Below are 21,251 nucleotides of genomic sequence, written 5' to 3' on the forward strand. Positions count from 1 at the left end.
TGTTCATTCCTTTTCTTTAAGCTGCCGCTCCAGTATTTCATATTTTTCTTGCAGTTTCATATAATCATGCACGACATTGACCGCAGTCAATACAGCGAGCTTATTTATATCAAGATATGGATTTTTCTCGTTGATTTCTCTCATTTTATCATCAACCACTCCGGCCACATGGCGCATATGCGCTTTGCTTTCTTCCCCGATAATGGTGAAGTGCTGGCCGTAAATGTTTACTGTCGTTTTGGTTTTTTTGCCGTCAGACAACGTTTCTCCTCCATTCCGCGAGAATCCTAGTTCCTATCATACCACGATTATCGTTTGAATGGAAAGACGAGCCTCGGGCTGTTATGATACACTGGTATATACAGTGAAAAGTGCCAAAAAAGGAGATTATATCGTGTCCCATTCTGTTATAAAAGTATCCGCTTCCGCTATGGAACAAATGAAACAATCCTATGCCGGCTCCCTTACTCCCGCCGTTCCGCAGGGCGCCGTCTTCCAGGCCAAGCCTCCGGGCTGTACCATTACAGCCTACCGCTCGGGCAAGGTTCTCTTTCAAGGAAAAAACGCCGGCACAGAAGCGGCCCGCTGGGGAACGGCTGAGGCGCCGAAAGCAAAGAAAACCGTCAAAAAAGCGGCCGATCCGCTCTACGCTCCCCCGGCGGGCATTACCTCCATGTCAGTGATCGGCTCTGATGAAGTCGGAACAGGCGATTACTTCGGGCCGATAACGGTTGCCTGCGCCTACGTAGACAAATCAAAGCTCTCTTTAATGAAAGAACTCGGTGTGAAGGATTCGAAGGATTTAAAAGATCCGCAGATTATTGAAATCGCCAAACTGTTAATTAAAACCATCCCTTACAGCCTGCTTGTGTTAAAAAACGAAAAATACAATCAGATGCAGGAAAAAGGCATGAGCCAAGGAAAAATGAAGGCGCTCCTTCATAATCAGGCGATTTCCAATCTGCTGAAAAAAATGAACGGCGTTAAACCGGAAGCGATTCTGATTGACCAATTCGCAGACCCCGGCATTTATTTTAAGCATCTTTCCGGAAGGGATATCGTAAAAGAAAAAACGTTTTTCAGCACGAAAGCGGAAAGCATACATCTTTCCGTCGCCGCAGCCTCTATCATTGCGCGATATTCTTTCTTAATTGAAATGGATAAGCTTTCCCGAGAGGCTGGGATGACGATTCCGAAAGGCGCGGGGCCCCACGTCGATGAAGCTGCCGCCAAGCTGATCATCAATAAGGGAGAAGGTGCGCTCAGAACGTTCACCAAACTTCATTTTGCCAATACGCAAAAAGCGAAACGCCTTGTTGAACGGAAGCGGTCATAATAAAAAAGCTTGCAGAGTGATCTGCAAGCTTTTTCTTTATCCTCTTAATACGGCCTGATACGTTTCTTCCAGCGCTTTCAGCACGTTTTCATGTACTTTTGTCACTTCTTCTTCTGTCAATGTTTGTTCAGGGTTAACATATTGGAGCGAGAAGGCGACGGATTTTTTGCCCTCTTCCATATGCTCACCTTCGTACACATCAAATACGGTGACTTCTTTCAGCAGCGCGCCGCCGGCTTCTTTGATCACGGCTTCGAGCTGTCCGCTTGTAACGGTTTTATCTGCCACAAGCGCAATATCGCGCGTGACGGACGGGTACTTCGGAATCGGCGTATACACGACAGGTTCTGTTTCCTCGGTCAGAAGCGCGTGCAGATCAAGCTCGAACACATACGTTTCTTTGATATCCAGCTCTTTTTCCATTGCCGGATGCACCTGGCCGATAAATCCGGCAAGCGAACCGTTCAATAGAATGTTTGCCGTCCGGCCGGGATGCATGTTTTTGCGTTCTGACTGGACAAATTCAACCCGGTCTGACACATTCAATTGATGCAGCAGGCCTTCAACGATTCCTTTGGCGACGAAGAAATCAACCGGCTTTTTCTCACCCTGCCATAAATTTTTGCGCCACAATCCGGTTACAGCTCCGGCAACCCGTTCTTTTTCAACCGGTTTTGTGTTTTCTTCTTTCGTCAGAAATACAGAACCCGTTTCATATAAAGCAACGGAATCAGTCTGTCTGGCCAGATTGTATGAAACGGCTTCAAGAAGATTCGGCACGAGGCTGTGTCTGAGAATGCTTCTTTCTTCGCTCATCGGCAGAGCAAGCATCGTGTTGAATGATTTTTCGATTGCAAAAGCGGCCGCTTTTTTATCATTCGTTAATGAATAAGTGGTCGCTTGTGAAAGACCCGCTCCTTCAAGGAAACGTCTCACTTTCCGGCGTTTTGCCTGATACGGTGTCAAGCCGCCTGTCGTGCCGGCCGTTTCCGGAAGCGTGGACGGAATATTGTCATACCCGTACAATCTCGCCGCTTCTTCAATCAGGTCTTCTTCTATTCTAATATCTCCGCGGCGCGAGGGCACCGTTACGACGAGAACGTCTTCAGCTTCACCGACTGCAAACCCGAGGCGCTTGTAAATGCTGATGATTTCTTCTTTAGCGATTGTCATGCCGAGCACGGCGTTCACTTTTTCAACAGACACGTGAATATTGTTTGCTTCGATTTTCAAATGGTTTTCTTCAACCGTGCCTGAGAGCACTTCTCCGCCGGCATATGCCTGAATGAGACTGCAGGCCCGTTCAGCCGCCAGCAAAACGCGTGCCGGATCAATGCCTTTTTCATATCTGGCGCTCGCTTCGCTTCTCAATCCGAGGTCTCTCGACGCTTTGCGGACGGTCTGTCCGTCGAAATAAGCGGCTTCCAGTAAAATCGCAGTGGTGTCTTCACGGACTTCAGACTCAGCTCCGCCCATGACTCCCGCAACGGCTTGCGCTTTTTTTCCGTTTGTGATGACCAAATGGCTGCTTGACAGCTTACGCTCTTGTTCATCCAGCGTTACGATGGTTTCGTTTTCCGCCGCTTTTCTGACGACGACCTCTTTTGAACCGAACCGGTCGTAATCGAAAGCGTGAAGCGGCTGTCCGTACTCAAGGAGGACGAAGTTTGTAATGTCCACGACGTTATTATGCGGGCGGATGCCTGCATTCATCAGCTTCGTCTGCATCCATAGCGGTGACGGGCCGATTTTGACGTTTTTAATGATTTTTGCGGCATAATGCGGATTGGCCTGCGTATCTTCAACCTTAACGGAAACAGCATCCGCCGCTTTTTCTGCCGCTTTTTCATATGAAGCCTCCGGAAGCTTTACCTCTGCGCCGAGGATAGCCGCAACTTCATAAGCCACGCCAAGCATGTTCATCGCGTCGGCGCGGTTCGGCGTTAAGCCCAATTCTAAAATCGCATCATCAAGCTGAAGGGCCGCCATTGCGTCAGCTCCCGTTTCAGCATCATTCGGAAAAACGAAAATGCCTTCCGCATATTCTTTCGCCACGAGCTTGCTTTCAATGCCGAGCTCCTGAAGGGAACAGATCATGCCGTGAGACGCTTCGCCGCGCAGCTTGGCTTTTTTAATTTTGAAATTGCCGGGAAGCACGGCTCCGACCGTTGCAACGGCAACCTTCTGTCCTTTATCAACATTCGGGGCGCCGCAGATAATCTGCACGGGTTCCTCCGCACCGATATCAACAAGGCATTTGTTGAGCTTGTCGGCATTCGGGTGCTGTTCGCGCTCAAGCACGTGTCCGATGACAACGCCTTTTACGCCCTCCCCTTTATACTCGATACCCTCAACTTCAATACCGGCTCTCGTAATTTTTTCTGCAAGCACGGCCGGGTCGATTCCCTGCAAGTCAACGTAATCTTCTAACCATTTATAAGAAACAAACATGTGTATCCTCCTCTTACGCCTGTTTAAACTGCGAAATGAATCTGACATCATTGGTATAGAAATGGCGGATATCTTCAATGCCGTATTTCAGCATCGCGATACGTTCAACACCCATTCCGAAAGCAAAACCCTGGTATTCCTCAGGATTGAATCCGGCCATCTTCAGCACGTTCGGGTGAACCATGCCGGCGCCGAGAATTTCGATCCAGCCTGTTTTTTTGCAGACGGAGCAGCCTTGTCCGCCGCACTTAAAGCAGGTCACATCCACCTCGACAGAAGGCTCTGTGAATGGGAAAAAGCTCGGACGGAGCCTGATTTCACGATCTTGGCCGAACATTTTTTTGGCGACCAATTCAAGCGTGCCTTTCAGATCGCTCATGCTGATTTTGCGGTCGACGACGAGACCCTCGATCTGCATGAATTGATGGGAATGTGTCGCGTCATCGTTGTCGCGGCGATACACTTTACCGGGACAAATGATTTTGACGGGGCCTTTTCCTTTATGCTTTTCCATCGTGCGCGTCTGCACCGGTGACGTTTGCGTTCTCATCAGCATTTCTTCTGTAATGTAAAAGCTGTCCTGCATGTCGCGGGCCGGATGTTCCTTCGGCAGGTTCAGCGCCTCAAAGTTGTAATAATCCGTTTCCACTTCAGGGCCTTCTTCGACGGTATATCCCATGCCGATAAATAAATCTTCAATTTCTTCAATAACGACCGTCAGCGGATGGCGTCCGCCGATGTTTACCTGACTGCCCGGCAATGTGACGTCAATCGTCTGGCTGCTGAGTTTTTTATTCATTTCTTCTTGTTCAAGCTGTTCATTTTTCGCCGTAATGGCTGCTGCAATGCGCTCTCTCACTTCATTGGCGAGCGCTCCCATTTTCGGGCGCTCTTCGGCGGACAGTTTGCCCATGCCGCGGAGAACTTCTGTAATCGGCCCTTTTTTTCCGAGATATTGCACCCGAATGTCGTTAACTTCTTTTAATGAACCCGCCGCTTCTACTTTTTCTGCAGCTTCCAGTTCGAGCTGTTTAAGCTTCTCTTCCATCATGCATCCTCCTTTTATGTAAACCAAACCGTTCTATGCCTTTTTCAGAAAACAAAAAAACCCGCCCCTTGAGAGAAGGGACGAGTTGTGGCCGCGGTACCACCCTTTTTAAGGCAGACTTCATCTGCCGACAGCTTCATTGACATAACGGAAACGATCGTTCCGGTTCACCTTTACGCGCGTTTGGCGCGGTCCCGGTGACAACTCGAGAGGTGAAAATCAATTTTTGTGCTGCGATAAAAATGCTCTCAGTCAGCGGCATTTTCTCCCTGGAAGGCAGTGTGTGCAAAAATTGACGTCCTCTGTCACGGTTTTTACATTATTGCTATCTATTATAGTGAAATCCAAGGCTTTTCGCAACCTATCCTCTGAGATGATAAACGAGGATGGCGGCCGCTACCGCCACATTCAGCGATTCCGCCTGCCCGTACAGCGGAACGTACAGGTTGAGATCCGTTTTTTGCAGAAGGCCGGCGTCCACTCCCGCCCCCTCGTTCCCGACGATTAACGCGAACGATTCTTCAGGCTTCACGCTTTGATAAGCCGCACCGTTTTCAAGCGCCGTGCCGTAGATCGCGACGCCTTGTGATTTCAGCTCAGCGGTGAACTCATCAAGCGGACGTTTCAAAATGGGAATATGAAAATGAGATCCTTGTGCTGAACGCAGCGTTTTTCCATTGTACGGGTCTGCTGTTCCCTCACCAAGGACAACGGCGTCGATTCCCGCCGCATCTGCCGTTCTGATCATTGTTCCTAAATTCCCCGGATCCTGCACGGCATCAATCAGAAGCAGCCGCTTCAGCTGATCAGGCCTCTTATCCGGCATATGGCAGACCGCGGCGATCCGCTGCGGCGTTTCTGTTTCCGTCACGGCTGAAAACGCGTCTTCGCTCAGCACGTAGCACGGAATGCTCATGTCCAGATCGGCCGGGATGGCGCTCTCATCGTTTACGAGAATTTCTTTTACCGTTCCCTTTGATTTGAGCGCTTCTTCTGCCAGATGCTCTCCTTCTATCAGAAATGTATTCGTTTTAAGTCTCTCTTTTTTTGTGTGAAGTTTTTTCCAGTCCTTCACTTTTTGGTTTTTTGCAGAGTCGATTCGTTTCACTTTATGTCTGTGCTCTCCTTTTTTCATGCATGTTGTTATTATATCTTAAGAACAGCACATAATAAACCGCGTGCGCGGTAAGAATATGCGTATCACATTCAGAAAAAGGAGCGGTTGTAATGGATCTTAATTTACGCAATGCCGTTATTGCCAATGTAACCGGCAATAACCAGGATCAGCTGGAGCATACTATCGTTGACGCCATCCAAAGCGGTGAAGAAAAAATGCTTCCGGGCCTAGGCGTCTTATTCGAAGTTCTTTGGCAGCATGCGTCGGACTCAGAAAAAAATGAAATGCTCAAAACACTTGAAGGCGGATTAAAACCTGCGCAATAAGCATGAACCGGGTGATGGGACACCCGGTTTTTTTTGTATAATAATGGCGAGGGGGATCGCCATGCAGTTACAGCCGGAACTGGCAAAGAAATTGATTGCCGAAGTCAAACATATGTACAGCCGCGAAGTGATTATTGCCGATACAAAAGGCATGATCATCGCGGGCACCAACGAGGCGCGCGCCGGATGGTTTCATGAAGGCGCACTGATCTGCGCGCGCGAAAAACGGAATGTCATCATTACGAAAGAAGATGAAAAACGGCTCGAGGGCGTAAAAGCAGGACTGAACCTCCCCGTTTTTTCAGGTCATGAAGTGATCGGAGTATTCGGCCTGACAGGAGACCCTGACGATATCCTGCCTTTCGGAGAATTGCTCAGAAAAATGACGGAGCTGTTTATTAAAGAAACGCGCCATATGGAAGAAGCGCAGTGGCGTGCGAGAATGCTTGAATCCTTTATGGTTGATTGGCTGCAGCTGAAAGAATGGTCTCCGGGCTTTTTAGAAAAAGCAAAGCTCATCGGCGCAGACCTTCACGCATACCGCCGGATCATACTCATTCAAGGCCGTTATGAGCAATATAAAGCGGAGGAGCTCGGGCGGCTCTGGCAGTACGAATGCCCTGAAGACCTGTTTGTCCGCTGGGGAAATGAACGAATTCTCATTAATCATGAAGCAAATTCGGCTTCCAAAACACAGCTCATTAAAAAGATCGGCGCCGTTTTTGGGCAGCCTGTCACCGCCGGCATCGGACGGATCGTTCCGGGAGAGCGCCTCACGGAATCATACGAACAGGCAGATAAAGCACTTTCAGCCGGCATCGGTGACAAGCAGGCCGTCTTTGAAGAAGATTTAAAACTGGATATGTGTCTTGCCGATATCACACCCCGCACGAGGTCGGAATTTTCACGGCGGGTTCTCGAGCATGTACTCGGCCGGGAAGAACTTCTGGATACGCTGCGCGCCTTTTTCGACCGGCAATTATCGTTAAAGCGCACCGCCGACGACATGCATATTCATATCAACACATTGCGCTACCGTCTTTCCAAACTGGAATCACTGACAAATATGAAGCTGGACCGCCCTGAAGACATAACGGCTTTTTATTTGGCGCTGCGCTTTTTAGATCAACATACAAAAAGCACGTAATCATATCATCATTTTTCATATGTTTCTCCATAGTGTGCGGAATCGTTTTTCTTTACAATTAAATGAAAACGCTTTTCTTATCAGGGAGGTTGGGAGAACATGATTTCACGAGAGGCAAAAGAAGCGTTCATCCGGACGGTCGGGAAGGAGAATTATGATGATTCGGCGGCGGGCCGTCTTGTGTATTCTTATGATGCGGCTCCTCAGCTGCAAGCCATGCCGGATGCGGTAATCGCCCCCCGCAGCGCGGATGACGTGTCCCGTATATTGACGATTTGCAGCAGGCATGACATTCCGATCGTGCCGAGGGGTTCAGGCACAAACTTATGCGGCGGCACATGTCCGTCTGAAGGCGGGCTTGTGCTTTTATTCAAACATATGAACCGCATTCTTGAAATCGATGAAGAAAATTTGACGGCAACCGTCCAGCCGGGCGTGATCACGCAAGATATGATCCGTGCGGTTGAACAAAAAGGTTTATTTTATCCGCCTGATCCGAGCAGCATGAAAATATCGACAATCGGCGGGAATATTAATGAAAATTCCGGCGGGCTGCGCGGTTTGAAGTACGGCGTCACCCGGGATTATGTCCTCGGCCTTGAAGCCGTCTTGGCTTCAGGCGATATCATCCGCACAGGAGGAAAGCTGACAAAGGATGTCGCCGGTTATGATCTGACCCGGCTTTTCGTCGGATCAGAAGGGACGCTCGGCGTTGTGACGGAAGCGACTTTAAAGCTGGTTCCGAAGCCGGAAACGAAAAAAACGCTGCTTGCACTCTATGAACATATTGAAGCGGCTGCGGAATCGGTTTCTGCCATCATCGCTGAAAAAATCATTCCGGCGACACTCGAATTTCTGGATCAGCCGACACTGCAGGTCATTGAAGATTACGCCAAGATCGGGCTTCCGACCGACGCAAAAGCGGTGCTGCTGATCGAACAGGACGGTGACATCGACACGGTCAGACGAGATATGGAAAAAATCGAAGCGATTTGTAAAAACGGAGCCGCCGTATCCGTCCAAACGGCTGAAACCGAGGAAGAGGCATTCGCGCTTACAGAGGCCAGACGGTCCGCATTATCAGCCCTTGCCCGGCTGAAACCGACAACGATTCTGGAAGATGCGACCGTGCCGAGATCACAAATTGCCAGCATGGTCAAAGCCATTAACGAGATTGCAGAAACATACGGCCTGTCCATCTGCACATTCGGCCATGCCGGAGACGGCAACCTCCATCCGACGTGCACCACCGATATCCGAAATACAGAGGAGATGGAACGTGTCGAAAAAGCTTTTGCCGCCATTTTTGAAAAAGCGATTGAGCTGGGCGGGACGATAACGGGTGAACACGGGGTCGGCATCGTAAAAGCGCCGTATTTAGAAATGAAGCTGAAAACAGAAGGCATCACCGCCATGAAAGCGATCAAACAAGCGCTTGATCCCCAAAATCTGCTGAATCCGGGAAAAATATTCGCCAATTCATCAAGGAAACGCGTGGTGGTGATGAAATGACAACGGCTAAAGAGCAGCAACAAATTCAAACAGAATTCAAAAACCGCATGGATGAAGGTGAATTGCTGAACTGTATGCGCTGCGGCTTCTGCCTTCCTTCCTGTCCGACCTATATTGAATCGGGATTTCAAGAATCCCATTCGCCGCGCGGCCGGATCGCCCTGATGAAAGCCGTCACAGACGGACTGATCGAGCCGGATGAAGATGTCGAGCGCTCACTTTCGCTGTGTCTCGGATGCCGGGCATGCGAGCCCGTTTGTCCGGCAGGGGTCAATTACGGACAGCTGCTTGAAGAAGCGAGGGATATCATTCATCAAAATAAAAAGCATAAGCCGGGCGTGCGCCTCTTGCGGAAAGCCGCCTTCACCGGGCTTTTCCCTCATCAAAACCGCATGCAGACAGCCGTGAATCTTCTCGGAATATACCAAAGATCGGGACTGCAGACCGCCGTCAGAAAAACCGGTATGCTGCGCGTTTTGCCTGAACATCTGCGCACAATGGAACAAGTGCTCCCGCCCGCCCCGAAACGGAAAGACATGAAGGAAAGGCCGCGTTTTCTTCCTGCCGCGGGTCCCGTCCAAAAACGGGCCGCTTTTTTCTCGGGCTGCTTAATGGATACGATGTTTTTAGCGACAAATCATGCGACAACGGCGCTTTTACAGGCGGCCGGGTGTGAAATCGCGGTCCCGGACGGCCAGGCGTGCTGCGGCGCGCTTCACGGGCACAGCGGAGAAAAAGAGATGGGAAAAGAACTGGCCAAGCGGAATATCGCGGCTTTTGAGGCGCTTGACGCTGATTATATCATTACAAACGCCGGCGGATGCGGCGCCTTTCTTCAGGAATATCCGCATTTACTGAAAGATGAACCTGGATGGGCGGAACGTGCCGAACAATTCGTCCGGAAGCTCAAAGACTTTTCATCCGTACTGGTTGATTTGAAGTTCCATCAAAAAAACCTGCGGGCGCAGTCTCCTCATATCGTCACATATCAGGACTCCTGCCATCTCCGCAATGTGATGCATACGTCAGAGGAACCGCGCACGCTTTTGAAAAGCATTAAAGGGGCTGAGTACAGAGAAATGGAAAAGGCCGACAGCTGCTGCGGGTCGGCGGGAATTTATAATATAACAGAGTCAGAGATGTCTATGAAAATATTAGACAGTAAGATGAAAGCCGCCGGAAAAACGGAGGCGGCCGTCATCGTGACAGCCAATCCCGGATGCCTTCTGCAAATGCAGCTCGGCATTTTACGCGAAGGATTAACAGGCCGTGTCCGGGCGGTTCATTTGGCGGATTACCTTTTGGAAGCGGCGGATTTGTCATAAGATGAAAGCAGAGAGACCGATCGGCTCTCTGCTTTTTTTATGATGCTGCAATGTTCGGACGGCCGCGGATTTATCCGGTTATTGAAGCTTCCAGTCTGGCACTCGGATCACGCCATACATTCGCCCATTTTTTCACAGCCGCAATGATAATCACAAGCCCGAGAATGAGCATGATAATGGATAAAACGCCATTCAGCACGTTGTATCCCGCCGCTTCGGGGTTCAAATACACATACCGCACCATCCAATAACCCGCATAGTTGACGGTCACGTACAAATAAGCGAGAGGAATCAGGCATGTCAGCATATAGCGCCGCTTATCCGCTATTTTTAATACGACGGTCGCACCGATAATTAAGCCGACAGACGCCATAAGCTGATTGGATACGCCGAACAGCGCCCAAATGGAGCTGATGTCGCCCGAATACAGAAGATAGCCCCACAGCAGGCAGGCGAGCGCGCTTGAGAAAATCGAGCCCGGCAGCCAGTCTGTTTTTTTCAGCGGCTTATAGACCTCTCCGAAAAACTCTTGAATCAAATACCGGGCGACACGGGTTCCCGCATCAATCGCCGTTAAAATAAACACCGCTTCAAACATAATGACGAATTGAAAAAAGTATGAAGCCAAATGACTGAAAAACGGAATCTCCGTAAAGATATACGTCATTCCGACGGCAAGCGTAACAGCGCCGCCCGTTCTTCCTTCCAGACTGAGCCCGATTTCTTTACTCAATTCAGGCAGATGGACGACATTCGTCCCGAGGGTGCGGAATATTTCAGGCGTGCTGTTAATAGCAAAATAGTCGGCGGGCTCAAGAGCGGCAGCTGCAATGAGCGCCATAATTCCGACGAGACATTCCACAAGCATCGCTCCGAAAGCAACCGGCTTTATATCACTCCATTTATCCAGCATTTTCGGCGTTGTGCCGGAACCGACAAATGCATGAAAGCCCGAAATGGCGCCGCAGGCAATCGTTATTGAAATAAACGGCCAGACAGGACCCGCGATCACCGGCCCTCCGCCGTGAATAAACTCCGTTACGGCCGGAAATTTAATGGCGGGATTGACGAAAAAGACGCCTGCGATCAAAGCGGCAAAAACCCCGATTTTCATAAAACTGCTTAAATAGTCACGCGGAGCCAGCAAAAGCCAAACCGGAAGCGCCGCGGCGAAAAACGCATAGACAGGAAGCGCAACTGCAAGCGTTTTCGCATCCAGTGTCAGCATGTCCCCGAGAGCCGTTGTCTGCAGCCGCGGCCCGATTACAACACCGGCCATTAACAAAAGAAACCCGACAGTTGATGCGAGTTTGAGATTGCCCGTTTTTTTATAGTAGAGGCCGACCCCCATCGCGATCGGAATCGTAATCCCCACCGCAAACGTTCCCCACGGGTTTTTCTCAAGCGCGTGCAGCACAACCATGGACAGCCCCGCCATCGTGATCGTAATGATAAACAGCATCGAGAGACCCGTGCAAAAACCCGCCACCGGGCCGAGCTCTTCTTTGGCGACTTCAGAAAGCGTTTTCCCGTTTTTCCGCATTGATGCAAACAATACGACAATATCATGCACGGCTCCTCCGATCACCGCCCCGATTAACAGCCATAAAAGCCCGGGCAGATAGCCGAACTGAGCTGCCAGAATCGGTCCGACAAGCGGGCCGGCAGCGGCGATTGCCGCGAAGTGGTGGCCGAATGACACCCACTTATTCGTCGGCACATAATCTTTCCCATCCTCAAGCACATGGGCCGGAGTCGGTGTCTGATCATTGATTTTTAATACTTTGACCATCATAAAGGTACCGTAAAGCCGATAGGCGATCGCAAGAATACATATAGACGCTATGACGATTGTAATCGCATTCATTTAATCCCAGCCCCTTTTCTCTTTTTCTAAATATTATCACAATTATCAGATAACGGGAGATGATTTTTGCGTAAAAAAAAAGCCGGCGGCGCAGCCCGGCTTTTCGGAACATTATTTGCCTGATAAACGGATGACATTCCAGGACAGCGGAGTAAAATGAGCCGTTATCCCTTCAGCATTTGCCGAAGACGTTCCGTTTGAGTGAGGCGTGACTTCATTTCTGTTTTTTTGATTGGTCGCTTTCATATCCTGATGCTCCAGCACGATATGCTCAATGATGCGGTAATCTTCAAACCCTCTCAGCTTGATCTCCGTTTCCATCAGTTCCTTGCTTTTGTTGACGGCAAAAATGGTCAGTGCTTCATCCTCTTCATGGTAAACGGCCGCGGCATCAACATACGGCACATCCGTAAAATCCGCCGAGTCGTATTTCGGGGAGGTGATCAGCAGCTTCATTGAAGTCCCTCTCCCGTAGACAGAGGCGTGCATGTAAGGGTAAAAGATTGGCTGCCTCCATGCTTCTCCGCCCTTTTCGGTCATGATAGGCGCAATTACGTTGACAAGCTGGGCGAGACAGGCGATCTTTAGTCTGTCCGCATGCTGCAGCATCGTAATCAGCAGTGAACCGATCAACAGCGCATCTTCAAAATTGTAGATGTCTTCAAGAATCGGCCGGGCCGTAATCCACGGCTCCACTTTTTTATCCGCTTCATTTGAGTGATACCACACATTCCATTCATCTAAAGAAAGGTGAATCGTTTTTTTGCTGCGTTTTTTCGCTTTCATATAATCACATACGGCTGTGACGGATTTAATAAAATGGTCTAAATCCATCGACTTCGCCAAATAGTTCTCAAGATCATTTTCATGGTTGCCGTAATACGTATGCAGTGAGATGTAATCCACATGCTCATACGTATGCTCAAGCACCTCGGCCTCCCACTCGATGAAGGACGGCATGCCGCTGTTTGAGCTTCCGCAAGCCACCAATTCGATCGTCGGGTCCGTCCATTTCATCACCTTTGCCGTTTCAGCGGCGAGCCGTCCGTATTCATGCGCCGTTTTATGACCGATCTGCCAAGGGCCGTCCATCTCATTTCCTAAGCACCATGTTTTGATGCCGTAAGGTTTTTCATATCCGTGCGATTTTCGTAAGTCGCTCCAGTATGACCCTTCAGGATGGTTGCAGTATTCGACGAGGTTCCGGGCGGCATCGATCCCTCTCGTCCCGAGATTGACCGCCATATTCACTTCGGCGTTCACTTTTTTCGCCCACGTTAAAAATTCATTCGTCCCCACTTCGTTCGTTTCTGTCGTCTGCCATGCCAAATCTAGCCTCCGCGGGCGGTCCTTCACCGGCCCGACGCCGTCTTCCCAATTGTAGCCCGAGAGAAAATTCCCTCCCGGATAGCGGATGAACGGCACTTGCAATTCCTTGATTAACTCCTGCACGTCTGTTCTGAAGCCGTCCTTGTCGGCTTTCGGGTGTCCTGGCTCATAAATGCCTTCATACACCGCCCGGCCCATATGTTCTATAAATGATCCGTACATCCGTTTGTCCACTTCACCGATGATATATTCTTTATCTGCTGTAATCCCCGCTTTTTTCATTATTATATTTCCTCCCTCTCTCTATCCCTTCACTCCGCCTACTGTGAGTCCGGAAATGAAGTATTTTTGGAAAAACAAGAATATGATGATCACCGGAAGTATCGCAAAAACGGACCCGGAAATCAGCATGTCATAGTTGTTGCCGTACGGACTCAGCAGGCCTGAAAGTCCGATTGGAAGCGTAAACATTTCTTTCGACCGAAGCACGATCAGCGGCCATAAAAAGTTATTCCAGCTGTTTAAAGATTGAAGAATGATCATTGCCCCGAATGCCGGTTTCATGAGCGGCGCCATAATTCTGAAAAAAATGCCGAATTCGGTGCAGCCGTCCATTCTCGCTGAATCAAGCAGATCCTTCGGAAGTCCGAGCGCATATTGCCGGAAAAAGAACACGGCGACAGGCGACACAATAAACGGCAGAATCACCCCAGTATAAGAATCGATCAAATGAAGACCCACCGTCAATTTGAACAACGGGAGCATCATCACTTCAAGAGGCACCATCATAATGATCAGCACAAGAACGAAAATAATATTTCTGCCTTTAAATTCGTAGACACCGAGTCCGTAGCCGATCAAAGAGGAAAAAAACAGCGTGAGAACCGTGGTGAGAACGCCGAGCAGCAGGCTGTTAAAAAACCATTTGAAATAAATGCTCCCCCCGTTGAACAAATAGGTGTAGTTATCAAGGCTCATCACATCCAGATCAAGACGCAGATTCAGCCCGATACGCATCAGCTCAGATGACGGCTTTAAAGAACCGAGCAATAGGCAGATCATCGGAAAGATATACAACAGGCTCAGCATGATAAAAAACAAGGTAAACGCGACTCTGTACACGGAAGACATGTGATTGTTACGCAACGCTTATCCCTCCCCTTTAAACGAACCGGACAGTTTCAGTGAAACAAGACTGACTAGTAAGATGACAAGCAAAAGGACAATTCCGATTGCGGCCCCGTACCCCATTTCGTTGTATGCAAGCCCCTGCTGATATAAATAACCGACAAGCGTGAGGCCGATATTGCCCGGGGAATTATTCTGCCAAAGCACATAGCTTTCCTCAAACATTCTGAAACCGCCGATAATACTGATCGTTAACACATAAACGGACACCGGCTTTAAAAATGGAAGGGTAATATGCCGGAACTTTTTCCACGTACTCGCCCCGTCAATTTCAGCCGCTTCATACAATTCTTTCGGCACGTTTTGCAATCCCGCCAGAAAGTAAAGAATGTTAATCCCCATCCACCTCCATGACGCAAGCAGCACCATTAAAAACATGCCGGTGCCTTTGTTGTTGAGCCAGTTTTGGGGTGATGCGCCAAGCTTCATCATCAGCTCGTTTGCAAGCGACGTATTCATTTCTCCGAACATCAGACGGAAAATAATCCCCGCTACGATCGTCGATGTTAAAGCCGGTACAAACAGAGCCGATTTAAACACATTTCTGAACCTGACGAGCTTCGAATTCAGAATCACCGCCAAAAGAAGCGGCACCGGAATCAGCACGATCAGCGTCCAGAAGGTATATTTCAATGTGTTAAATAATGCCGTATAAAAGGTTGGATTAAGAAGAGCGGTATAATTGGAAAACCCGACAAATGTAACTTCTCCCGGCAGTATCCGCTGAAAGCTCATGATAAACACGCTGATAATCGGATACAAAAAGAAAACGAGAAACGAAATGATAAATGGCGCCGTAAACAGATAAGGCGCCGCTTTTTTTGAATACAGCACATTGCGCCGGCGCGGCTTCTTCCGGACTGCAGAAACGGTTTGCGCTGTCTCTGTCTTTACAGGTCTCATAAAAGCTCCCCCGCTTTCACTGTTAAATAGGGCGGCTTCTCCTATTTCTCTAATTGCTCTGCCGCCTCGTCCAAGGCTTCCTTAGGTGTTTTTTCCTGCGTCTTCAGCGCATCGAACAGCACTTGTCTGACAACGAGATCAGCCGCTTTAGAGAAGTCTTCATGCAGATAAATCGGATTGATCTCATCTTTTATTTCAAGGAGCGAGGAAAAAATTGACGTACCGTTCCGGAAGAAATCCGTGTACTTGTTTTTCTCCTTCAATTCTTTTGAATCCCACACGTCCCAGCGGAGCGGGTCAAAGCCGAGCACCGTCCAAAGCTTTATATTCCCTTCCTTCGAACCTTTCGCAAAACCGAGAAATTCTTTCGCGAGCTTCAGATGTTCAGCCTGCTTCGGCACAACGGTGGCTGTTCCGCCTAAACCCGCTGATCTGTCACCGCCTTCTTTCCAGGCCGGCATAGGGTAAATCGCCATTTTGCCTTTTAAATCAGGCATATAATCGATAAACCGTCCCATGTACCAAATGGGCATCAGCACTGAGGCTGCCCCGCCCTGATTCATAAAACCGTAGTATTCTTCGCTGTGATGGCCGCCGCCGGGAGCCGGCAGAAGGGTTTTATCATTTACCATGTCCTTTACATAATTCAGTGTGTCTGTATTCGTCTTGCTGTTCAGAATCAATTTTCCGTTTTTGCTGTAGTAGCCTGACCCTTGCTGCGAAATCATGGATAGAAATGTGGCGGAGTCGTTTGTTTCAACCGTTCCCATCGGTTTCCCAGCGGCTTCACGCACTTTTTTCCCTGCCCGCCGGTAATCTTCCCATGTTTTAATGGAGGCGGGATCAACGCCCGCTTTTTTCATGATATCCATGTTGTAAAACATGACGGTCGTCCCCACATGTGTATCAAGGCCGTACAATTTTCCGTTTTTGCTGTATAAGGCCAGACGCGCTTCCACAAACTTATCGCGGTCTTGTTCAATCAGCGGCGTCAGATCGGCAAGCGGGATATCCTTCCCCTTCAGAAAGTTCGAGAACCGGCTTAATTCCACGTCGGCTATATCGGGAAGCCCCTCACCCGCGATCAGCGAAACCGATAAATTATCATGCATTTGTCCATAAGGATAAACAACGGTATTCAGCTTGATTTTGCGATCCGGATATTTCTGATTCCATTCTTTGACCATTTCCTGATAAAACTGTTCGTGCAGACCGTTAAACGTCCAAAACGTCAGCTCTGTTTCTCCCGGCCGGCCGGCAGTCCGTTTTTGTGAACAGCCGGCGGTAAACAAGAAGAGCATCATCAGCACCAAACATACAGCGGTCGTTTTTTTCATGTCATTACCCCTTCCACTTTAGGCTGTGCGGCTATTGATGCAAATGATGTGCAAAGAGCGCTGCATTTTCATTTATGATGGTTAAACCGGTATAACGGTCTCTCAGTGTGTGCGCATGCTTAAGCGCATCGCTGACAAGGTCCTGTTTTACACCGATCTCATCGAAACAGGCGGGACCTCCCGCAGATGCGAGCCACCCGGCAATTGTCTTGCCGTCGGGAAGCCCTTCATATGCAGATTGAATCGCCTCGCGAAAGTGCGGCGGCAGTTCAGCAAGCTTTTCGTGACAAGCCAGTTCTTTGTAAATATCACTCAGCACCGCGCACGCACAGCCGACCTTCGCACCGTGGAGAATCGGAGGCTGTTTTGCCTTCAGCATTTCCATCTCAATCCAATGCGAGATGTGATGTTCTCCTCCTGAGGCGGGGCGGGAGTGGTCAAGCGCAAGCATGACAAGACCCGAAACGATCAGCGCTTCCATCAGTATCTGAATGCCGGTCTCCGTTCCCATGGCAATGTCAGCGCGGTGATCAATGCACTGCCAAAGCGCGTCTTTCACAAGCTTCGCCCCGGCTTCTGAGTACGGCTCACCCGCAAGCCTGCGGGAAATCTCCCAATCTGCCAGCGATGTTATTTTTCCGAGCATGTCTCCGAAGCCCGCGGCTGTCATTGAACGGGGCGCTTCTTTTAATACATTCGTATCCGCAAATAAGGCGATCGGCGCTTTCGTTTGAATCGTCGTTTTGATTCCGTTTAATATGAGCGGCGCTCCCGCCGACGTAAAACCGTCGACTGACGGAGCGGTGGGGAATGAGATAAACGGCAATCCGCGCTGGCAGGCGGCAAACCGCGTAATGTCGTGAATCGTTCCTGAACCGGCCGCAATGATGACATCCGTCTCTTCCGCGAGGTTGATCAGCGTATAGACCAATGTCCTCTCATCAGCCGCGGCGGCCCCGGCTTCATGCTCCGGAATAATGACTTTTGACGCTTTGATCCCGCCTGCCCTCAATTCGTCCGCAAGCAGACGCCCCGCCGCCTCGTACGTGTTCCGGTCACAGACGATGACCGGATAATTCCAGCATTTTTTTTGCAGAAATCTGAGAAGCTCTTCTTTTGCATTCGCCCCGATCACGATATCTTCTATTTGAATCGGTGAGCGGCTGGCCCCTTCCTTGTCAAACTCGGATTGAATGTCCTCAGGAGAACGTTTCATGAAAGGATTCCCTCCTTCGCTAATTCTGTCAGGTCTTTAATAGAATCAAGGACGACGTCAGGTTCATATAGACGGGGCTCCCCAAGTTTGGCCGACCCCGTCAGAACCAATACGCTTTTCATCCCGTACAGGCTGCCCATTGCGATATCTGATTCGAGGCTGTCTCCGATAATGGCGCATTCCTCAGAGGGAAGTCCGAGCGCTTCACATGCCGCCTCAGCCATCAGCCAAGACGGTTTGCCGATGACAAGCTCCGTTTTTGCTCCGGCGGATGCTTCAATGGCCCCGATCATTCCCGCGACGTCCATGGCATGGCCGCCTTCATTCGGAAAGGAGCGGTCCCGGTTCGTGGCGATGATGCGCGCGCCGGAGGAAGCCGCCTTAAAAGCGAGATTCAGATCCTCATAGGTGACGGTTTCATGCAGGGAGATGACAAGCCAGTCTGCCGCCTGCGGGTTTTGCGCCAGGGCGACACCCGCTAAAGCGAGTTCATCAGTCAGCCCTTTCTCTCCTAACACCCACGCCTTTGACAAAGGATAATGCTTCTTTAAAAATGATGCCGTCACACTGGAGGACAGCACGATGCTCCGTTCATCCGTGCGGATACCGGCACCCAACAGTTTCTTTCGGCACATTGCTCTTGATAGATTGCCGCGGTTGCTTAAAAAGACAACGGCTTTGCCCAGTGACTGAAGGGTATGAACGGCTTCTTTTGCGCCGTCAATCAGCTCCCGCCCCCTGAATACGGTTCCGTCTAAATCAATCAGAAACCCGGCTGCGTCAAGTTTGGCCATAATAAGCATTCGCCCCGTGTTTTCTGTAAAAATGCTTATCATGCAGCACTCTGTCGATCGGACTGAGCTGTTTGTTCAGCATAAGCGAATGGTAGGCCATTTCCGCTACCGTTTCGAGCACAACGGCGTTATGCAGGGCATTCAGCGCGTCCGTTCCCCAGCAGAACGGGCCGTGGCTGTGGACGAGGACACCCGGATTTTGTTCATACGGTTCGTTTTGAAAAGTTTCGGCTATGACTTTGCCTGTATGATATTCGTAATCTTTCACAATTTCTTCTTCATACATTTCCCTCGTGCAGGGTATAGCGCTTTCAAAGTAATCCGCGTGAGTCGTTCCGAGAGCGGGTATGTCTCTTCCGGACTGCGCCCAGCTCGTCGCCCAGCGGGAGTGCGTATGAACGATTCCGCCGATAGCCGGAAACGCTTTATACAGATAAAGATGGGTCGGCGTGTCAGAAGACGGTTTCAGCGAGCCTTCGAGAATGTCTCCGTCCTCATTCAGGACGACCAGTTTGTCAGCGGTCAGCTCACTGTAATCGACACCGCTCGGTTTAATGACGATTCTCCCGCTCTCTCTGTCAATGCCGCTGACATTCCCCCATGTAAACGTGACAAGGTTATGCTCCTCAAGCTTCAGATTGGCGGCGAGCACTTCTTCTTTTAACGCTTCAAGCATGGCGGCTCCCCCCTTTCGCAAAATCACGGTTTTTAATGGCTTTCAGGCGTTTCATGACATTGTTTTCTTTGCCGAAGTAGTGTACGAGCTCTTTATATTCAGCATATAAGCTGTCATAAATCTCAACTCTTTCCCGGTTCGGGGCATAAAAGCCGTCTTTTAATTTCCCCATATGCGCACATGCTTCAGCAATATTGGAGAAACCCCCGTTTTCCCGTCCCGCGGCGAGCGCTCCGAAAATCGCGGAGCCGAGTGCAGGCGCCTGCGGAGACCCGGATAATTGAATGTCCATATTTGTGACGTCTGCATAAATCTGCATGACAAACGGATTTTTTTCGGCGATTCCTCCGGCTGCGTAAAGCTCCTCGACCGGAACGCCGTTTTCCCGAAACGTTTCGATAATCATCCTCGTTCCGAACGCCGTCGCTTCAACCAATGCCCTGTAGATTTCTTCCGGCTTCGTGTGCAGCGTCATGCCGAGCATCATGCCCGTCAAATCGGCGTCCACCAAGGTTGACCGGTTTCCGTTCCACCAGTCAAGCGCGAGAAGGCCGCTTTCCCCCGGAACAAGTTCAGCTGCTTTTTTGCTGAGCAGCTCGTGAATGTCTATGTGTTTATCCTCAGCTTCCTTCTCATAGTCTCTCGGAACGCACGTTTTGACGAACCATTCAAAGTGGTCGCCGACACAGGACTGCCCCGCTTCATATCCCGCATATCCGGGCAAGATGCCGTTATTGACGACCCCGCACATACCGGGGACGATATGTTCTTCCTCGCCGAGCAGCACATGGCAGGTAGAGGTTCCCATAATCATCAGCATTTTCCCCGGCTCTGTAATACCGACCGCGGGCACTGACACGTGGGCGTCGACATTGGCGACGGCAACGGCCGTCCCCGGCAGAAGCCCGGTCAGCTCCGCCATTTTTTCGGTCAGACCTCCTGCCTTTTCCCCAACTGAATAAATGGTGCCGCTTAATTTATCCTTTGTAATCGTTTTCATTAACGGGTTGAGCCTTTCGAAAAAATGATCCGGCGGATACCCCGTCTCCTCATTCCAGATTGCTTTGTAGCCGGCCGTGCAGTTGCTTCGCTTCAATGAACCGCACAATTGATAGACGATCCAGTCTGCCGCTTCCACAATCCGATCTGCCGCCTTGTATATATGCGGCGCTTCTTCCGCGATTTGCATGATTTTCGGGATCATCCATTCAGAAGAAATTTTACCGCCGTATCTTTTAAGGAATGTTTCTTTTGTGTCTTCGGCAATCGTGTTCAAACGGTCTGCATGTTTTTGAGCCGCATGATGCTTCCACAGCTTCACATAACTGTGGGGCTCCCGTTCAAATTCCGGCAGCATACAAAGCGGCTGCCCCGCGACGTCTATCGGCAAAATCGTGCAGGCGGTAAAATCAATTCCTATGCCGATCACGTCTTTTGGATCAGTGCCCGCCTCTTGAAGCAGGTTCGGAATCGCTGTTTCCAGAACTTCGATATAATCGGCAGGATGCTGAAGCGCCCAGTCCCGAGGGAGTTTTTCACCCGTCTTCGGCAGCGTGCGGTCGATGACGGCATGAGTGTATTCTTTTACCGCAGACGCGATTTCTTCGCCCGTGCGGACATTGACAAGCACCGCCCGGCCGGACAATGTGCCGAAATCAACACCAATCGTATACGCCATA

The 21,251-nt window shown here is 49.9% G+C and carries 18 protein-coding genes; 5 read left to right on the top strand and 13 right to left on the bottom strand.

Features of this window, described 5'->3' with window-relative positions; all coding sequences use genetic code 11:
- Nucleotides 1–3 precede the first annotated feature (3 nt).
- A complete protein-coding gene (gene zapA, locus NYE36_RS14580) occupies nt 4–261 on the bottom strand; it encodes a cell division protein ZapA (RefSeq protein ID WP_007408114.1) in 258 nt (85 codons plus the stop codon).
- Nucleotides 262–394: 133 nt separating this feature from the next.
- On the opposite strand from zapA, the gene rnhC reads away from it, so the two are divergent.
- Nucleotides 395–1,336 carry a ribonuclease HIII gene (rnhC, locus tag NYE36_RS14585; RefSeq protein WP_094032199.1) on the top strand — a complete coding sequence of 314 codons (942 nt, stop codon included), beginning with the start codon at nt 395–397 and terminating at the stop codon, nt 1,334–1,336.
- A gap of 36 nt (nt 1,337–1,372) precedes the next feature.
- Here the strand turns inward: rnhC and pheT are convergent, their stop codons facing one another.
- The 3 genes from pheT to NYE36_RS14600 form a co-directional block, all read right to left on the bottom strand.
- Nucleotides 1,373–3,787: a phenylalanine--tRNA ligase subunit beta gene (pheT, locus tag NYE36_RS14590; RefSeq protein WP_012118137.1), complete on the bottom strand. Its 2,415-nt coding sequence runs from the start codon at nt 3,785–3,787 to the stop codon at nt 1,373–1,375.
- A 13-nt stretch (nt 3,788–3,800) separates the two neighbouring features.
- Nucleotides 3,801–4,835 (bottom strand): phenylalanine--tRNA ligase subunit alpha, encoded by a 1,035-nt coding sequence (gene pheS / locus NYE36_RS14595; protein WP_003152530.1) that lies wholly within the window; start codon nt 4,833–4,835, stop codon nt 3,801–3,803.
- Between the two features lie 361 nt (nt 4,836–5,196).
- Entirely contained in the window at nt 5,197–5,943 is a 747-nt protein-coding gene (locus NYE36_RS14600; RefSeq protein WP_003152529.1) for an RNA methyltransferase, read from the bottom strand.
- A 119-nt stretch (nt 5,944–6,062) separates the two neighbouring features.
- Between NYE36_RS14600 and sspI the strand changes: the two genes are divergently transcribed.
- From sspI to NYE36_RS14620, 4 genes are all read left to right on the top strand, one after another.
- The gene (gene sspI, locus NYE36_RS14605; protein WP_003152527.1) at nt 6,063–6,278 is read left to right on the top strand and encodes a small acid-soluble spore protein SspI; all 216 of its coding nucleotides are present in this window, start codon (nt 6,063–6,065) and stop codon (nt 6,276–6,278) included.
- Between the two features lie 61 nt (nt 6,279–6,339).
- Complete coding sequence (locus tag NYE36_RS14610) at nt 6,340–7,425, top strand: sugar diacid recognition domain-containing protein (RefSeq protein WP_136396526.1); 1,086 nt, start codon at nt 6,340–6,342, stop codon at nt 7,423–7,425.
- A 99-nt stretch (nt 7,426–7,524) separates the two neighbouring features.
- Nucleotides 7,525–8,937 (top strand): glycolate oxidase subunit GlcD, encoded by a 1,413-nt coding sequence (glcD, locus tag NYE36_RS14615; protein WP_015417962.1) that lies wholly within the window; start codon nt 7,525–7,527, stop codon nt 8,935–8,937.
- On the top strand, nt 8,934–10,262 hold the full coding sequence (locus NYE36_RS14620; RefSeq protein ID WP_061890762.1) for a (Fe-S)-binding protein: 1,329 nt from the start codon (nt 8,934–8,936) through the stop codon (nt 10,260–10,262). Before glcD ends, NYE36_RS14620 begins: the two co-directional genes overlap by 4 nt.
- A gap of 70 nt (nt 10,263–10,332) precedes the next feature.
- On the opposite strand, the gene cstA is transcribed toward NYE36_RS14620, so the two are convergent.
- The 9 genes from cstA to araB all read right to left on the bottom strand — a co-directional run bounded on the left by cstA (nt 10,333) and on the right by araB (nt 21,250).
- Nucleotides 10,333–12,129, bottom strand: coding sequence for a carbon starvation protein CstA (gene cstA / locus NYE36_RS14625; RefSeq protein ID WP_251257526.1), 1,797 nt, complete (start codon nt 12,127–12,129; stop codon nt 10,333–10,335).
- Nucleotides 12,130–12,240: 111 nt separating this feature from the next.
- A complete protein-coding gene (locus tag NYE36_RS14630; RefSeq protein ID WP_060562708.1) occupies nt 12,241–13,740 on the bottom strand; it encodes an alpha-N-arabinofuranosidase in 1,500 nt (499 codons plus the stop codon).
- 21 nt (nt 13,741–13,761) lie between these two features.
- A complete protein-coding gene (locus NYE36_RS14635; RefSeq protein ID WP_094032318.1) occupies nt 13,762–14,589 on the bottom strand; it encodes a carbohydrate ABC transporter permease in 828 nt (275 codons plus the stop codon).
- 18 nt (nt 14,590–14,607) lie between these two features.
- Nucleotides 14,608–15,549, bottom strand: coding sequence for a sugar ABC transporter permease (locus NYE36_RS14640; protein WP_094032195.1), 942 nt, complete (start codon nt 15,547–15,549; stop codon nt 14,608–14,610).
- Between the two features lie 41 nt (nt 15,550–15,590).
- A complete protein-coding gene (locus NYE36_RS14645; RefSeq protein ID WP_265451130.1) occupies nt 15,591–16,886 on the bottom strand; it encodes an ABC transporter substrate-binding protein in 1,296 nt (431 codons plus the stop codon).
- A 31-nt stretch (nt 16,887–16,917) separates the two neighbouring features.
- A complete protein-coding gene (locus NYE36_RS14650) occupies nt 16,918–18,102 on the bottom strand; it encodes a sn-glycerol-1-phosphate dehydrogenase (protein ID WP_094032194.1) in 1,185 nt (394 codons plus the stop codon).
- Nucleotides 18,099–18,896 carry an HAD-IIA family hydrolase gene (locus tag NYE36_RS14655; RefSeq protein WP_064107208.1) on the bottom strand — a complete coding sequence of 266 codons (798 nt, stop codon included), beginning with the start codon at nt 18,894–18,896 and terminating at the stop codon, nt 18,099–18,101. The genes NYE36_RS14650 and NYE36_RS14655 overlap by 4 nt, the downstream gene beginning before the upstream one ends.
- Nucleotides 18,883–19,572 (bottom strand): L-ribulose-5-phosphate 4-epimerase, encoded by a 690-nt coding sequence (gene araD / locus NYE36_RS14660; RefSeq protein ID WP_003152509.1) that lies wholly within the window; start codon nt 19,570–19,572, stop codon nt 18,883–18,885. Before araD ends, NYE36_RS14655 begins: the two co-directional genes overlap by 14 nt.
- A complete protein-coding gene (gene araB / locus NYE36_RS14665) occupies nt 19,565–21,250 on the bottom strand; it encodes a ribulokinase (protein ID WP_053573132.1) in 1,686 nt (561 codons plus the stop codon). Before araB ends, araD begins: the two co-directional genes overlap by 8 nt.
- Between the last annotated feature and the right edge of the window lies 1 nt (nt 21,251).

Source organism: Bacillus sp. FSL R5-0593 (assembly GCF_038603755.1).
Taxonomy (GTDB): Bacteria; Bacillota; Bacilli; order Bacillales; family Bacillaceae; genus Bacillus; species Bacillus velezensis.